Here is a 13774-nt window from a genome sequence, read left to right on the forward strand (position 1 = left end):
TCGGTTCTTGCGTTTCCGACTCTACCAGATCCTTTTCCGATCCGATTTCCTCGGTGCTTTCCAGGTTCCCGCTCTCGCGTTTCCCTTTCCGGCGGCTCCGACTTTATCAGAAGTTCTGAGTCGGAATTCCCGCCCCCTCGGGGACTGGTTCCGGCGCACGAAGTGGCCGGGTTCCCGTTCAGGCGGAGCCGTAAACGTACTGGAGCGGGGCGCCTCGATGCAAATCGAGGCGCCCCGCTCCGGGTTCCCGCGGACGAACGTCCGACGGACCGTCAGACCTCCACCACCACCGGGAGGATCATCGGCCTGCGCCGGTACGTGTCCGAGACCCACTTGCCGAGGGTCCGACGCACAAGTTGCTGCAGTTGGTGCGGCTCCACAACGCCGTCCTGGGCCGACCGCTCCAGTACCTCCGTGATCCTCGGGGTGACCACGGCGAAGGCCGAGTCCTCGATACCGGAGCCGCGGGCCTGGACATGCGGTCCACCCGTGATCTTGCCGGTCGAGGAATCGATGACCACGAAGACCGAGATGATCCCCTCGTCACCGAGGATCTTTCGGTCCTTCAGCGCCGGCTCGCCGACGTCGCCGACCGAGAGCCCGTCGACGTACACATAACCCGCCTGCACCTTGCCGGAGATCTTGGCCTTGCCCTCGATCAGGTCGACGGCCACGCCGTCCTCGGCGATGACGATCCGGTCGTGCGGGACGCCCGTCAGCGCGCCCAGTTCGGCGTTCGCCCGCAGGTGGCGCCACTCTCCGTGCACCGGCATGAGGTTCTTGGGGCGGCAGATGTTGTAGAAATACAGCAGCTCGCCCGCGGACGCGTGCCCGGAGACATGGACCTTCGCGTTGCCCTTGTGGATGACGTTCGCGCCCCAGCGGGTGAGGCCGTTGATCACGCGGTAGACCGCGTTCTCGTTGCCGGGGATCAGGGACGACGCCAGGATCACGGTGTCGCCCTCGACGATGCGGATCTGGTGGTCGCGGTTCGCCATGCGCGACAGGGCCGCCATCGGTTCGCCCTGGGAGCCCGTGCAGACCAGGACCACCTCGTGGTCCGGCAGGTCGTCCAGCGTCTTGACGTCGACCACCAGGCCCGGTGGGACCTTCAGGTAACCGAGGTCCCGGGCGATGCCCATGTTGCGGACCATCGAACGGCCGACGAAGGCGACCCGGCGGCCGTACTCGTGGGCCGCGTCCAGGATCTGCTGGATGCGGTGGACGTGGCTGGCGAAGCTCGCCACGATGATCCGCTTGCCGGCGTTCGCGAAGACCTGACGCAGGACATTGGAGATGTCGCGCTCGGGCGGGACGAAGCCCGGAACCTCGGCGTTCGTCGAGTCGGCGAGGAGAAGGTCGATGCCCTCCTCACTCAGGCGTGCGAACGCGTGTAGATCCGTGAGACGGCCGTCCAGCGGAAGCTGGTCCATCTTGAAGTCGCCCGTGTGCACCACCATGCCGCCGGGGGTGCGGATGGCCACGGCAAGGGCGTCCGGGATGGAGTGGTTGACCGCGACGAACTCGCAGTCGAAGGGGCCGATGCGCTCGCGGTGTCCCTCCGCCACCTCAAGGGTGTACGGGCGGATCCGGTGCTCCTGGAGCTTCGCCTCGATCAGGGCGAGGGTCAGCTTGGAGCCGATCAGCGGGATGTCCGGCTTCTCGCGCAGGAGAAAGGGGACGCCGCCGATGTGGTCCTCGTGGCCATGGGTGAGAACGATGCCCTCGATGTCGTCGAGGCGGTCCCGGATGGACGTGAAGTCCGGCAGGATCAGGTCGATTCCGGGCTGCTCCTCCTCGGGGAAGAGCACTCCGCAGTCGACGATCAACAGGCGGCCTCCGTACTCGAAGACCGTCATGTTTCGGCCGATTTCGCCTAGGCCGCCGAGTGGGGTGACCCGTAGGCCGCCTTCCAGGAGCGGCGGGGGCGTGCCGAGTTCAGGATGCGGATGACTCAAAAGACTCTCCTCAACCACACACGCCACGTACCGGTGGCACGTGGCGCGCATGACGTTCGTGCAGAAGCAGTTGTCGGGGTGGACGCAGGCACCGGTGGCCTGCTTATTCAGTTGTGAAGTCTGTTTGCGCGACGGGGCGCGCGAAGTCTGGTGCTAGAGCTGTACCCCGCCCGCGGCAAGATCGATCTTGAGCTGCTCGATCTCCTCGGGCGTGAGCTCGACCATGGGGGCGCGCAGCGGCCCGGCGGGCAGTCCCTGGAGGGCGAGCGCCGCCTTCGTCGTCATGACGCCCTGGGTGCGGAACATGCCGGTGTAGACCGGGAGCAGCTTCTGGTGGATCTCGGTGGCCTTCTGGACGTCGCCGGAGACGAAGGCCTCGACGAGGGCGCGCAGATCGGGGGTGACCACGTGGCCGACGACCGAGACGAAGCCGACCGCGCCCACGGAGAGCAGCGGCAGGTTCAGCATGTCGTCGCCGGAGTACCAGGCCAGGCCGGAGCAGCGGGCGATGGCCCAGCTGGCGCGGCCGAGGTCGCCCTTGGCGTCCTTGTTGGCGACGATCCGCGGGTGCTCCGCGAGGCGGACCAGCGTCTCGGTGCTGATCGGGACGCCGCTGCGGCCGGGGATGTCGTAGAGCATGACCGGCAGTTCCGCGGCGTCGGCGATGGCCTTGAAGTGCCGGTACAGGCCCTCCTGCGGGGGCTTGTTGTAGTACGGCGTGACGATCAGGAGACCGTGTGCGCCGGTCTTCTCCGCCGCGCGGGCGAGCTCGATGCTGTGGTGGGTGTCGTTCGTGCCGACGCCGGCGACGACATGGGCGCGGTCGCCGACTGCCTCCAGGACCGCCCGTACGAGATCCGATTTCTCCGCGTCACTGGTGGTGGGGGACTCACCAGTGGTGCCGTTGATGATCAGGCCGTCGTTGCCTGCGTCCACCAAGTGGGTGGCGAGCCGCTGTGCGCCGTCGAGGTCGAGTGCGCCGTCCGCCGTGAAGGGCGTGACCATGGCGGTGAGGACCCGCCCGAAGGGGGTCTGCGGAGTGGAGGTCGGAGCCATGGGGAACACGCTACTCGTTGCTCAGGGCCGGGTCTGCCCTCGGGGCAGGCGACAAGTCGTGACAAAAATGGAGCCCGGCACTGCCTGCTCGGGGGTTCAAGCAGTGCCGGGTCCGTTTGATCAGGCTAGATGAAGTTCTCCAAATGCCGCAATACGGACACTTCGCGCGGCTGACCCGCACAACTGTGCCCCAGTGGGGAACGGGGGAGCGTTACGGCGCCACACGGCCGTTCGCGTTGAAGGCCGCATGGGTGAGCGGCATGAGGCTGGCCCATTCCGCCTCCATCTTCTCGCCGACCATCTCGATCTCCCGCTGCGGGAAGGACGGGACCTTCGCCAGCTCGTGCTGGGTGCGCAGGCCGAGGAAGTGCATGAGCGAGCGGGCATTGCAGGTGGCGTACATCGAGGAGTAGAGGCCGACGGGGAGCACCGACCGCGCGACCTCGCGGGCGATGCCCTGCGCGAGCATCTGCTGGTACGTCCGGTACGCCTGCCGGTACGAGTCCTGCATGGCCTGGTCCACGACTTCGTGCTGGGCGGGGGTGCCCTCGACGAACACGTACTTGCCGGGGCGCCCCTGCTGCACCAGCTTGCGGGACGCGCCCGGCACGTAGAACACCGGCTGAAGCTCCCGGTACCGGCCCGACTCCTCGTTGTACGACCACCCCACGCGGTGCCGCATGAACTCGCGGAAGACGAAGATCGGGGCGCTGACGAAGAAGGTCATCGAGTTGTGCTCGAAGGGGCTGCCGTGCCGGTCCCGCATGAGGAAGTTGATCAGGCCCTTGGAGCGCTCCGGGTCCTTGTCCAACTCGTCCAGGGACTGCTCCCCGAGGGTCGAGACACGGGCTGCGAACAGCACGTCGGAGTCGGCCGCGCTGTGTTTCACCAACTCGACGGTGACGTCGCTGCGGAGGTCGATCTTGAAGTCGTCGTCGGGGGTGTCGGTCACGGTTCGGGGGGTCCTTCCCATCTCGTCTCTTACGAACGTCACTTTACGGCCCCCCAAACGGGGCTTTCGGTGCCTTGCCACGATGAAGTTGGTGAAACTGGGCACCCATGAGGGCGTTCGTTCGTCTGTACTGACAGCAGTGATTCGTTTGACCCCAGAAATCTCAGAAGGAGAAGCACCCCCGATGTTCCGTCGGCGCGAGCCCGTACCTTTCGCCTTCCTCGCCGAGGCCGACAAGTTCCGCAGCAATGTCACTCCCCCGCCCCGTGAGCGGGCGTCCTTCGGCCAGCTGGCCGGGCGCTGGCTCCTGGGGCTCACCATCGTCGCCGGGCTGGTGGGATCCCTGGTCCTCGGGATGCCGGCACTGTCACAGGATCAGTCGGCCACGCAGACGCAGGAGTCCCAGGCGTCCCAGGGGCACTGAGCTGGGGCTGACCCCATCCGGACCCCCAAGGGTGGTGAGCGGGGGCACAGGTCGATAACCTCACCGGGCACATCCCGTGCATGGATTGAGTGAGGACCAGCCGTGCCCCTGCCCTTCCTGACGGCCGACCGCGCGTTCGAGGCGCCGGAAGACGTCGCGCTGCCGTTCGACGACCGCGACCGCTGGCGGCGCCCTTACCGGCCCGGCCCGTGGCGTGTGGGCGTGGCCGCGATCCTGCTGCTGCTCGCCTCGTACGTGCTGTTCGCGGCCGTCATCATCGCGTTGACCGGCTCGGTGTCCGAGTCCGGTGTGGTCTTCGGCATCGCGCTGGCCGTCATCGCGGGTGCCCTGCGGCTGCTGCGCATGGGTGTGTGGGTGAGCGCCCAAGGGCTGCGCCAGGTGGGTTTCCTCCGCACGCGCACGGTGGCCTGGGAGCGGGTCGTGGCGGTGCGGACCGTCCAGCAGCCGGTGCGCTGGCTCGGGCTGCCCCGCGCGGTTCAGGGGCAGGCGCTGCTCCTCGTACGGCGGGATCGTCCGGGTCAGGACGCGCCGGCGCTGCTGACCACGCACAACGCGGACTTCCTGGCGCGCCCCAGTGCCTTCGACCGGGCGTCGGACGCGGTCGAGGCCTGGGCCGAGGAGTACCGGCGGGGAGTCTGACACTCCGGTTGCGGTGATCTCCCCCGCGACCACCGCAACCAACAATTGAGGAACCACGACGGCGATCAACCAGGTCCGCGAGAGCGGCGCCGGTTCAGGCGCTAAAAGGGGCTCTGTTCTCGTGCAGGGCTATCGCCCGCTGCATCGCCTTGCGGGCGCGCGGGGTGTCGCGGGCGTCGTGGTAGGCGACGGCGAGGCGGAACCAGCTGCGCCAGTCGTCGGGGGCCGCTTCCGTCTCGGCCTTGCGCTTGGCGAAGACCTCATCGGCCGAGTCGCGGTCGATGCGGCCGCCGGGGGTGCGCCTCAGCTCGTCGACGGGCAGGCCGCCCTCGGCGTCGAGTGCGGCGGCGAGCTGGTTGGCCTTGCGGACGAACTGGGTGTTCTTCCACAGGAACCACAGACCGATCACCGGCAGGATCAGCACCGCGACCCCGAACGTGACGGTGAGCAGCGTGCCGGACTGGATGAGCATGACGCCGCGGCTGCCGACCAGGACGAAGTAGAAGACCAGGGCGGCGGCCGTGAGGGCGTAGGAGAGCTTCGCGCGCATGGCTGTCAGGGGCTCAGTTCAGGTCCAGGAAGTGTTCCAGGCCGAAGGTGAGGCCCGGAGTGGTCACCACGCGGCGGGCGCCCAGCAGGATGCCCGGCATGAAGCTGCTGTGGTGCAGGGAGTCGTGGCGGACGGTGAGGGTCTCGCCCTCGCCGCCCAGCAGGACCTCCTGGTGGGCCAGCAGGCCGCGCAGCCGGATCGCGTGGACGGGGATCCCGTCGACACTGGCTCCCCGCGCGCCGTCCAGGGCGGTCACCGTGGCGTCCGGGGCCGGGGCGGAGCCCGCCTTGGCCCGGGCCTCGGCGATGAGCTGGGCGGTGCGGGTGGCGGTGCCGCTGGGGGCGTCCACCTTGTTCGGGTGGTGCAGTTCGACGACCTCGACGGACTCGAAGTAGGGCGCGGCGATCTGCGCGAACTTCATGGTCAGGACGGCCCCGATGGAGAAGTTGGGCGCGATGAGCACGCCCGTCCGAGGGGACTGGGCGAGCCAGCCCTTCAGCTGCGCGAGGCGCTCGTCGGTCCAGCCCGTCGTCCCGACGACGGCGTGGATGCCGTGGCGGACGCAGAAGTCAAGGTTGTCCATCACCGAGGCCGGCGTGGTCAGTTCGACAGCGACCTGCGCGCCGGTCTCGGCCAGCGTCTCCAGCTTGTCGCCCCGGCCGAGGGCGGCCACCAGCTCCATGTCCTCGGCGGCCTCGACGGCCCGTACCGCCTCCGCACCGATACGGCCCTTGGCACCGAGGACCGCCACGCGCAGCTTGCTCATCTCTTCTTGCTTCCTTACCGAATTGCCGAAGACGGACAGGGGTTAGGCGACGGCTTCCTGCAGACGGGACGCCTGCTTGTCCTTGAGCGGGCCGATGACCGACAAGGACGGCCGCTGTCCCAGGATCTCGCGGGCGACCGAGCGGACGTCGTCCGGGGTCACCGAGGCTATCCGGGCCAGCATGTCGTCGACCGACATCTGCTCGCCCCAGCACAGCTCGCTCTTGCCGATACGGTTCATCAGCGCGCCGGTGTCCTCCAGGCCCAGGACCGTGGAGCCCTGGAGCTGGCCGATGGCGCGGCCGATCTCGTCGTCGGTCAGGCTGTGCTCGGCGACGTGGTCGAGCTCGTCGCGGCAGATCTTCAGCACGTCGTGCACCTGGCTGGGGCGGCAGCCCGCGTACACGCCGAACAGGCCGCAGTCGGCGAAGCCGGAGGTGTACGAGTACACGCTGTAGGCCAGGCCGCGCTTCTCCCGGACCTCCTGGAACAGCCTCGACGACATACCGCCGCCGAGAGCCGTGTTGAGGACCCCCAGCGCCCAGCGGCGCTCGTCCGTGCGTGCCAGGCCCGGCATGCCGAGGACGACATGGGCCTGCTCGGTCTTGCGGTCGATCAGCTCGACGCGGCCCGTGGTACGCAGGGTGCGGCGGCCTTCGCGGGGTGCGATGGGCGCGGCGTCGAGGTTCTTGAGGGTGCCCGCCTTCTCGAAGGCGGCGCGGACCTGCCGTACGACCTTGTTGTGGTCGACGTTGCCGGCGCACGCGACCACGAGGTGGGTCGGGTCGTAGTGCTTCTTGTAGAAGCGGCGGATGCGGTCGGCGGTGAGGGCGTTGACCGTGTCGACCGTGCCGAGGACCGGGCGGCCGAGGGGATTGTCGCCGAACATGGTGTGCGCGAACAGGTCGTGCACACAGTCGCCCGGGTCGTCCTCGGTCATGGCGATCTCTTCGAGGATCGCGCCGCGTTCGACGTTGACGTCCTCTTCGAGGATGAGGGAGCCGGTCAGCATGTCGCTGACGACGTCGATGGCCAGCGGCAGGTCGGTGTCGAGCACGCGCGCGTAGTAGCACGTGTACTCCTTCGCCGTGAACGCGTTCATCTCGCCGCCGACCGCGTCCAGGGCGGAGGAGATGTCCATCGCGCTGCGGCGGGACGTGCCCTTGAAGAGGAGGTGTTCCAGATAGTGCGTGGCGCCGTTCAGAGCCGGCGTCTCGTCGCGCGAGCCTACGTGCGCCCAGATGCCGAAGGTGGCGGAGCGCACGGAGGGCAGGGTCTCGGTCACGACGCGCAGGCCCCCCGGGAGGGTGGTCTTGCGGACCGTACCGATGCCGTTCTCGCCCTTGATCAGGGTTTGGGTACGGGCGACGGCCCGCGCCTCCGAAGAGGTGCGGGCCGTCGCCGTGGAGTTACTCGATGTCACTTGTCGTCCGCGGCGGAGCTGCTGTCGTCGGCAGCGTCCTTCTTCTCGTCGTCGCCTTCGCCCTCGATCACGGGGATGAGGGAGAGCTTGCCGCGCGAGTCGATCTCGGCGATCTCGACCTGGACCTTGGAGCCCACGGCGAGTACGTCCTCGACGTTCTCCACGCGCTTGCCGCCGGCGAGCTTGCGGATCTGCGAGATGTGCAGCAGACCGTCCTTGCCCGGGAGGAGCGAGACGAACGCGCCGAAGGTGGTCGTCTTCACGACCGTGCCCAGGTAGCGCTCGCCGACCTCCGGCATCGTCGGGTTGGCGATGCCGTTGATCGTCGTACGGGCGGCCTCGGCGGACGGGCCGTCGACGGCACCGATGTAGATGGTGCCGTCGTCCTCGATGGTGATGTCCGCGCCGGTGTCCTCCTGGATCTGGTTGATCATCTTGCCCTTGGGGCCGATGACCTCGCCGATCTTGTCCACGGGGATCTTGACGGTGATGATCCGCGGGGCGTTGGGGGACATCTCGTCCGGCGTGTCGATCGCTTCCATCATCACGTCGAGGATGTGGAGGCGGGCGTCACGGGCCTGCTTGAGGGCCGCGGCCAGGACGGAGGCCGGGATGCCGTCCAGCTTGGTGTCGAGCTGGAGGGCGGTCACGAACTCCTTGGTGCCGGCGACCTTGAAGTCCATGTCGCCGAAGGCGTCCTCCGCACCGAGGATGTCGGTGAGGGTGACGTAGTGCGTCTCACCCTCGATCTCCTGGGAGATCAGGCCCATGGCGATACCGGCGACGGGGGCCTTCAGCGGCACACCGGCGTTCAGCAGCGACATGGTGGAGGCGCAGACCGAACCCATGGAGGTCGAGCCGTTCGAGCTGAGCGCCTCGGACACCTGGCGGATCGCGTAGGGGAACTCCTCGCGGGTCGGCAGGACCGGCACCAGGGCGCGCTCGGCGAGGGCGCCGTGGCCGATCTCGCGGCGCTTCGGGGAGCCGACGCGGCCGGTCTCACCGGTGGAGTACGGCGGGAAGTTGTAGTTGTGCATGTAGCGCTTGCGCGTCACCGGAGACAGCGTGTCCAGCTGCTGCTCCATGCGGAGCATGTTCAGGGTGGTGACGCCCAGGATCTGGGTCTCGCCACGCTCGAACACGGCGGAGCCATGGACCCGCGGGATGGCCTCGACCTCGGCGGCGAGCGTACGGATGTCCGTCACCCCGCGGCCGTCGATGCGCTTCTTCTCCTTGATCACGCGCTCGCGGACCAGCTGCTTGGTGAGCGAGCGGTACGCGGCGGAGATCTCCTTCTCACGGCCTTCGAACTCCGGCAGGAGCTTCTCGGCGGCGAGCGCCTTGACGCGGTCCAGCTCGGCCTCGCGCTCCTGCTTGCCGGCGATGGTCAGCGCGGAGGCCAGCTCCGGGCGGACGGCGCCGCTCAGCGCCTCCAGGACGTCGTCCTGGTAGTCCAGGAAGATCGGGAACTCGCCGGTCGGCTTGGCGGCCTTCGCGGCGAGGTCGGCCTGGGCCTTGCACAGGACCTTGATGAAGGGCTTCGCGGCGTCCAGACCGGCGGCGACGAGCTCCTCGGTCGGCGCCTCGGCGCCGCCCTTGACCAGCTGGATGGTCTTCTCGGTGGCCTCGGCCTCGACCATCATGATCGCGACGTCGCCGTCCTCCAGGGCGCGGCCCGCGACGACCATGTCGAAGACGGCGTCCTCGAGCTCGGTGTGCGTCGGGAACGCCACCCACTGGCCGTTGATCAGCGCGACGCGGACGCCGCCGATCGGGCCGGAGAAGGGCAGACCGGCCAGCTGCGTGGACGCGGAGGCGGCGTTGATCGCCACGACGTCGTACAGGTGGTCGGGGTTGAGCGCCATGATGGTGGCGACGACCTGGATCTCGTTGCGCAGGCCCTTCTTGAAGGACGGGCGCAGCGGGCGGTCGATCAGGCGGCAGGTGAGGATCGCGTCCTCGGAGGGGCGGCCCTCACGGCGGAAGAAGCTGCCGGGGATCTTGCCGGCGGCGTACATCCGCTCCTCGACGTCCACCGTCAAGGGGAAGAAGTCGAGCTGGTCCTTGGGGTTCTTGGAGGCGGTGGTGGCCGACAGCACCATGGTGTCGTCGTCCAGGTACGCCACGGCGGAGCCGGCGGCCTGCTTGGCCAGGCGGCCCGTCTCGAAGCGGATGGTGCGGGTGCCGAAGGTGCCGTTGTCAATGACGGCCTCGGCGTAGTGGGTCTCGTTCTCCACTAGCGTTTTCTCCGTTACTTGTCGTCTTTCGTCCCTTGGCTGCCCGTGTGGCAGGGGGACGGTTGTGGAGAAGCGCTCCGTCTGGTGCGGGCCGGTCTTCGATCGAAGCCCTCGGGGCTCACTTTCGCCCGGGGGCCACTACCGAGGACCGGCGGCGGCGAGGTGCGCTTCTCCTCGTTCTCTCTTCTTTTGTTCTGTACTGCTTCGTTCTGTACTGCACTGCATGGCGCGCTACCCACGGCGGGTGCACGTCATCACTCTGCGTCGTCCGTATTGCGTTGTGCTACCACACTACAAAGCGTCAGTGACACTCCGCACGTTTCCGCACGTACAGCAAAGGGAGCGGTCCCCCGACTTTCGGGAACCGCTCCCCTCACGGCGTCTTACTTGGCGCCCGCCGCACCGCGGCGGATGCCGAGGCGGTCGACCAGCGCACGGAAGCGCTGGATGTCCTTCTTGGCGAGGTACTGCAGCAGGCGACGGCGCTGACCGACCAGGATCAGCAGACCACGGCGGGAGTGGTGGTCGTGCTTGTGGGTCTTGAGGTGCTCGGTCAGGTCCGAGATACGGCGCGAGAGCATCGCGACCTGGACCTCGGGGGAGCCGGTGTCGCCCTCCTTGGTACCGAACTCGGTCATGATCTGCTTCTTCGTAGCGGCGTCGAGCGACACGCGTACTCCTCGTAGTCTGTGATGGGCCACCGAGTGCCCCCGGTCTGTGTCTCGGGGGAGCTTCCGTTACTCGGAAGGCGGGGATCCGCTGGGCGCGGCCTCCAGGGCGATGAGCTCCGGGGGTGCGTACACAAACGGCCACTGCACAGACTACCAGCCTGCGGGGATGCCTCGGACCGGGAGCGCGGGCGGCTCAGGCGGTGCTCGGTACGCCCCTGGGGTGACGGCGGACGCGGGTCGGCACGCGCGCGTGGGCGCACATCCGCAAACCCCTGACCAGGCGGAACAGGGGCAAGTAGGGTGGCCACACAGCTCGTTGGCACAGAAGGAAGGACCGAGCCGCGATGGCCGAGGCCGAGGACAGGGACCAGGAACTCAAGGCACGCAAGGAGCGGGAGAGGGACGAGCTGTACGCCCTCGACATCTCCGGTGTCGAGTGGCACAGCGCGCCGGGGACCGAGGAGCACGAGGAGCGGGTCGAGATCGCCTATCTTCCCGACGGGGCCGTGGCCATGCGGTCGTCGCTCGACCCCGAGACCGTGCTGCGGTACACGGAGGCGGAGTGGCGGGCGTTCGTGCTCGGCGCACGGGACGGGGAGTTCGATCTGGAGCCGGCGCCGCACAATGGGGGGCTTGCCTCGGAGTGACGGACGGGCGGGCGGGGAACCGGTGGACGACCGGTTCCCCGCCTGTTGTCTTCGCTACGGCGCCGCCTCCTGTACGGCGTTCCGAGTGACCTCGCCGCGGTGGAAGGCCTGGTCGCTGCCGGCCGGGATCGTCGGGCAGTCGCCGAGAGCAGGTCGATGAAGCCGGTGTCGCCGGCCGCGACGACGAGGACGGCCGGGTCGGTGGACGCCACCGTGGCCTCCCTTGCTCCGGGCGCGACGGGGTGCGGCCAGCGCCTCGTGGTCGTCGGGGTTGCGGGGTGCGGCCAGCGCCTCGCAGCCGTCGGGGCTCATGCCGTCGAGTGAGCGAGCCCTGCGAACGCCACGGCCGTCGAGCAAGCGAGCCGGCCCTGCGGGTGGCCAAGGCCGTCGAGCAAGCGAGCTAGCCCTGCGGGCGCCAAGGCCGTCGAGCAAACGAGCCAGCCCTGCGAGCGCCAAGACCGTCGAGCAAACGAGCCAGCCCTGCGAGCGCCAAGACCGTCGAGCAAACGAGCCAGCCCTGCGAGCGCCAAGGCCGTCGAGCGAGCGGGCCAGCCCTGCGAGCGCCAAGGATGGTGGCCGGCACGACTGCCGGGACTGCGGTGCGGCTCAGCGGGCACGGCAGCAGTGGTCGACGCCGGGACGCTCCAGGCCGCCGAGTCACCCCGCGACGGAAGCCGGTCGGCCGAAGGGCCGCGTCCCGAGCCCGGTTGCGGCCCTACGGCGGGCAAGGTCGGGGGCGCTCGAGGCGGACAACGAGCGCGGCGGGCTCAGCCGCAACCCACGAGGAGCTCAGCGCCGGTCGCCGGAGCCGGCCACCGAAGGCATGCGGCGCGCGCGGCCACCCCTCGGACCGGACGCGGTCGGCCGAAGCTCACGCCCGGGCATCCCCTCGTCAACTCGTCATCGATCGGGCCGTCGTATACACGTCGAAGACAGCCAGTGCCAGCGGCACCAGGGTCAGCAGCACGAAGCCTTCGGCGATCTCCAGGAAGCGGCCCCAGAACGGAGTGAGGCCGCCGCGCGAGACGATCAGACCGATCGCGGTGAGGAGTCCGGCGGCCACCGCGATCGCCGCGACGAGCCAGATCGTCCGGATGTCGAGGGCGGCACGGTCGCCTGTGAGGGCCTCGCGGATCAGTGAGTCCGGTGGGTTGAGCGCCAGCCCGAGGCCGAGCAGTACGAGGGAGGCGAGACCGGCGGCCAGGACGGGGGCCACCTGGCCGGTGTAACGGAAGAGGTGAGCGCGCATCAGCAGGGCCAGGCCGACCGCGAGGGCGAGCAGTTGGGCCCAGATGTTCGAGGAGAAGCTGAGCACCGCTGAGGCGCCGACCGCGAGCAGCGCGCAGCCGCCGACGAGGCCGACCAGGAGTTCGTGTCCGCGGCGGGCCTTGGCGGCGACGCGCTCGGCGTCGACCGGCTCCTGGGGCGCGGGGTCGGCGCCGTATGCGCTGCGCGGGGCGGTGTTCGGGGTGTCGAAGCCGATCGGCAGCCGGGCGAAGCGCATCGACAGGCCCGGCAGGAAGGCCAGGCCTCCCACGGCGACGGGAGCGCACAGGGCGCCGGTCTCGGAGGGCGTCCAGTCGGCGAGGATCGCCGCGAACACGGCGAACAGGCCGATGGCGGAGGCGAAGACGAAGGCGACGAACGGACCGTCCCCGCTCGGCGAGCACAGGGTGAGCAGTACCGAGGCCAGCAGCACCGCCGCACAGGCGAGGAGGAACTGGAGCTTGCCGATGCCCTGTCCGTCGGCGGGCGGGAGCAGTCCGGAGCCGGCCACCGCGATGTTGGGGAGCGCGCCGAGTCCCAGGGCGACGGCCGAGGCCCGGTCGTCGTAGACCCGGGCCCGCACGCACGCGAGGACGACCAGCAGGACACCGGCGACCCCGGCGAGGACACCGGGCAGGCTGTGCATGTCGTGGCGCGGGTCGCCCGTCCACGCCACGAAGGCGAGCAGGACCGGCAGTACGCCTCCCCCGACGAGGCCCGCGGCGCGCGTCAGGTCGCCGCTCCACAGGGTGCGCTCGCTCGTCACGGCCGAGGCGACCGCTTCGGAGACGTCGTCGAAGACGGCCGGGGGCAGCGACTCGGAGAAGGGGCGCAGCGTGAGGAGTTCACCGTCGAGGATGCGCTGGGCGGCGAACGAGCGGGAGCTGTCGAGGACGGTGCCGTCCCGGCGTACCAGGTGGTAGCCGACGGGTGCGCCCTCGGCGGAGCTCTGCTGGGAGAGCCTGAGGATCTCTGGATAGATGTCGGCGACGGGGATGTCGTCGGGCAGTGCCACGTCGATCCGGCTGTCGGGCGCGACGATCGTGACCCGGCAGAAACCGAGCCCCGTACCCGCCCCGGAAGGAGACCCCGTACCGGGTCCCCCGGTGGCTGCCGCGGAGGCCGTCATGCTCACCTGCTGCTCCCCCTCAGTGATGATTCTGTG

The 13774-nt window shown here is 69.2% G+C and carries 13 protein-coding genes; 3 read left to right on the forward strand and 10 right to left on the reverse strand.

Annotated features, from left to right (window positions below; translation table 11 throughout):
- Positions 1-272: 272 nt before the first annotated feature.
- The 3 genes from AB0I77_RS41620 to thyX form a co-directional block, all read right to left on the reverse strand.
- On the reverse strand, positions 273-1958 hold the full coding sequence (locus tag AB0I77_RS41620; protein WP_363288050.1) for a ribonuclease J: 1686 nt from the start codon (positions 1956-1958) through the stop codon (positions 273-275).
- A 153-nt stretch (positions 1959-2111) separates the two neighbouring features.
- Positions 2112-3014: a 4-hydroxy-tetrahydrodipicolinate synthase gene (gene dapA / locus AB0I77_RS41625; protein ID WP_363288051.1), complete on the reverse strand. Its 903-nt coding sequence runs from the start codon at positions 3012-3014 to the stop codon at positions 2112-2114.
- A gap of 211 nt (positions 3015-3225) precedes the next feature.
- Positions 3226-3966, reverse strand: a complete 741-nt coding sequence (gene thyX / locus AB0I77_RS41630; protein ID WP_363288052.1) for an FAD-dependent thymidylate synthase — start codon at positions 3964-3966, stop codon at positions 3226-3228.
- Positions 3967-4150: 184 nt separating this feature from the next.
- Between thyX and AB0I77_RS41635 the strand changes: the two genes are divergently transcribed.
- A complete protein-coding gene (locus AB0I77_RS41635; RefSeq protein ID WP_363288053.1) occupies positions 4151-4390 on the forward strand; it encodes a hypothetical protein in 240 nt (79 codons plus the stop codon).
- A gap of 102 nt (positions 4391-4492) precedes the next feature.
- On the forward strand, positions 4493-5050 hold the full coding sequence (locus tag AB0I77_RS41640; RefSeq protein ID WP_363288054.1) for a hypothetical protein: 558 nt from the start codon (positions 4493-4495) through the stop codon (positions 5048-5050).
- Between the two features lie 94 nt (positions 5051-5144).
- Here AB0I77_RS41640 and AB0I77_RS41645 read toward each other — a convergent pair whose 3' ends face one another.
- The 5 genes from AB0I77_RS41645 to rpsO form a co-directional block, all read right to left on the reverse strand.
- A complete protein-coding gene (locus AB0I77_RS41645) occupies positions 5145-5600 on the reverse strand; it encodes a hypothetical protein (RefSeq protein ID WP_363288055.1) in 456 nt (151 codons plus the stop codon).
- 13 nt (positions 5601-5613) lie between these two features.
- The gene (gene dapB / locus AB0I77_RS41650; protein WP_363288056.1) at positions 5614-6366 is read right to left on the reverse strand and encodes a 4-hydroxy-tetrahydrodipicolinate reductase; all 753 of its coding nucleotides are present in this window, start codon (positions 6364-6366) and stop codon (positions 5614-5616) included.
- Between the two features lie 42 nt (positions 6367-6408).
- Entirely contained in the window at positions 6409-7788 is a 1380-nt protein-coding gene (locus AB0I77_RS41655) for a pitrilysin family protein (protein ID WP_363288057.1), read from the reverse strand.
- The gene (locus AB0I77_RS41660) at positions 7785-10025 is read right to left on the reverse strand and encodes a polyribonucleotide nucleotidyltransferase (RefSeq protein ID WP_363288058.1); all 2241 of its coding nucleotides are present in this window, start codon (positions 10023-10025) and stop codon (positions 7785-7787) included. The genes AB0I77_RS41655 and AB0I77_RS41660 overlap by 4 nt, the downstream gene beginning before the upstream one ends.
- A gap of 383 nt (positions 10026-10408) precedes the next feature.
- On the reverse strand, positions 10409-10696 hold the full coding sequence (rpsO, locus tag AB0I77_RS41665; RefSeq protein WP_352088471.1) for a 30S ribosomal protein S15: 288 nt from the start codon (positions 10694-10696) through the stop codon (positions 10409-10411).
- A 344-nt stretch (positions 10697-11040) separates the two neighbouring features.
- On the opposite strand from rpsO, the gene AB0I77_RS41670 reads away from it, so the two are divergent.
- Positions 11041-11343 carry a DUF397 domain-containing protein gene (locus tag AB0I77_RS41670; RefSeq protein ID WP_363288059.1) on the forward strand — a complete coding sequence of 101 codons (303 nt, stop codon included), beginning with the start codon at positions 11041-11043 and terminating at the stop codon, positions 11341-11343.
- 54 nt (positions 11344-11397) lie between these two features.
- Here the strand turns inward: AB0I77_RS41670 and AB0I77_RS41675 are convergent, their stop codons facing one another.
- Together AB0I77_RS41675 and eccD are read right to left on the reverse strand one after the other, a co-directional pair.
- A complete protein-coding gene (locus tag AB0I77_RS41675) occupies positions 11398-11655 on the reverse strand; it encodes a hypothetical protein (protein ID WP_363288060.1) in 258 nt (85 codons plus the stop codon).
- A gap of 580 nt (positions 11656-12235) precedes the next feature.
- A complete protein-coding gene (eccD, locus tag AB0I77_RS41680; RefSeq protein ID WP_363288135.1) occupies positions 12236-13738 on the reverse strand; it encodes a type VII secretion integral membrane protein EccD in 1503 nt (500 codons plus the stop codon).
- Between the last annotated feature and the right edge of the window lie 36 nt (positions 13739-13774).

The sequence above is a fragment of the Streptomyces sp. NPDC050619 genome (assembly GCF_040654815.1).
Lineage (GTDB): Bacteria > Actinomycetota > Actinomycetes > Streptomycetales > Streptomycetaceae > Streptomyces.

Excerpts from the sequence above, each read along its gene's own strand:
- dapA (WP_363288051.1), bottom strand. The coding sequence starts at position 3,014 with ATGGCTCCGACCTCCACTCCGCAGACCCCCTTCGGGCGGGTCCTCACC.
- AB0I77_RS41635 (WP_363288053.1), top strand. The coding sequence starts at position 4,151 with ATGTTCCGTCGGCGCGAGCCCGTACCTTTCGCCTTCCTCGCCGAGGCC.
- AB0I77_RS41645 (WP_363288055.1), bottom strand. The coding sequence starts at position 5,600 with ATGCGCGCGAAGCTCTCCTACGCCCTCACGGCCGCCGCCCTGGTCTTC.
- dapB (WP_363288056.1), bottom strand. The coding sequence starts at position 6,366 with ATGAGCAAGCTGCGCGTGGCGGTCCTCGGTGCCAAGGGCCGTATCGGT.
- AB0I77_RS41670 (WP_363288059.1), top strand. The coding sequence starts at position 11,041 with ATGGCCGAGGCCGAGGACAGGGACCAGGAACTCAAGGCACGCAAGGAG.
- AB0I77_RS41675 (WP_363288060.1), bottom strand. The coding sequence starts at position 11,655 with ATGAGCCCCGACGGCTGCGAGGCGCTGGCCGCACCCCGCAACCCCGAC.
- eccD (WP_363288135.1), bottom strand. The coding sequence starts at position 13,738 with ATGACGGCCTCCGCGGCAGCCACCGGGGGACCCGGTACGGGGTCTCCT.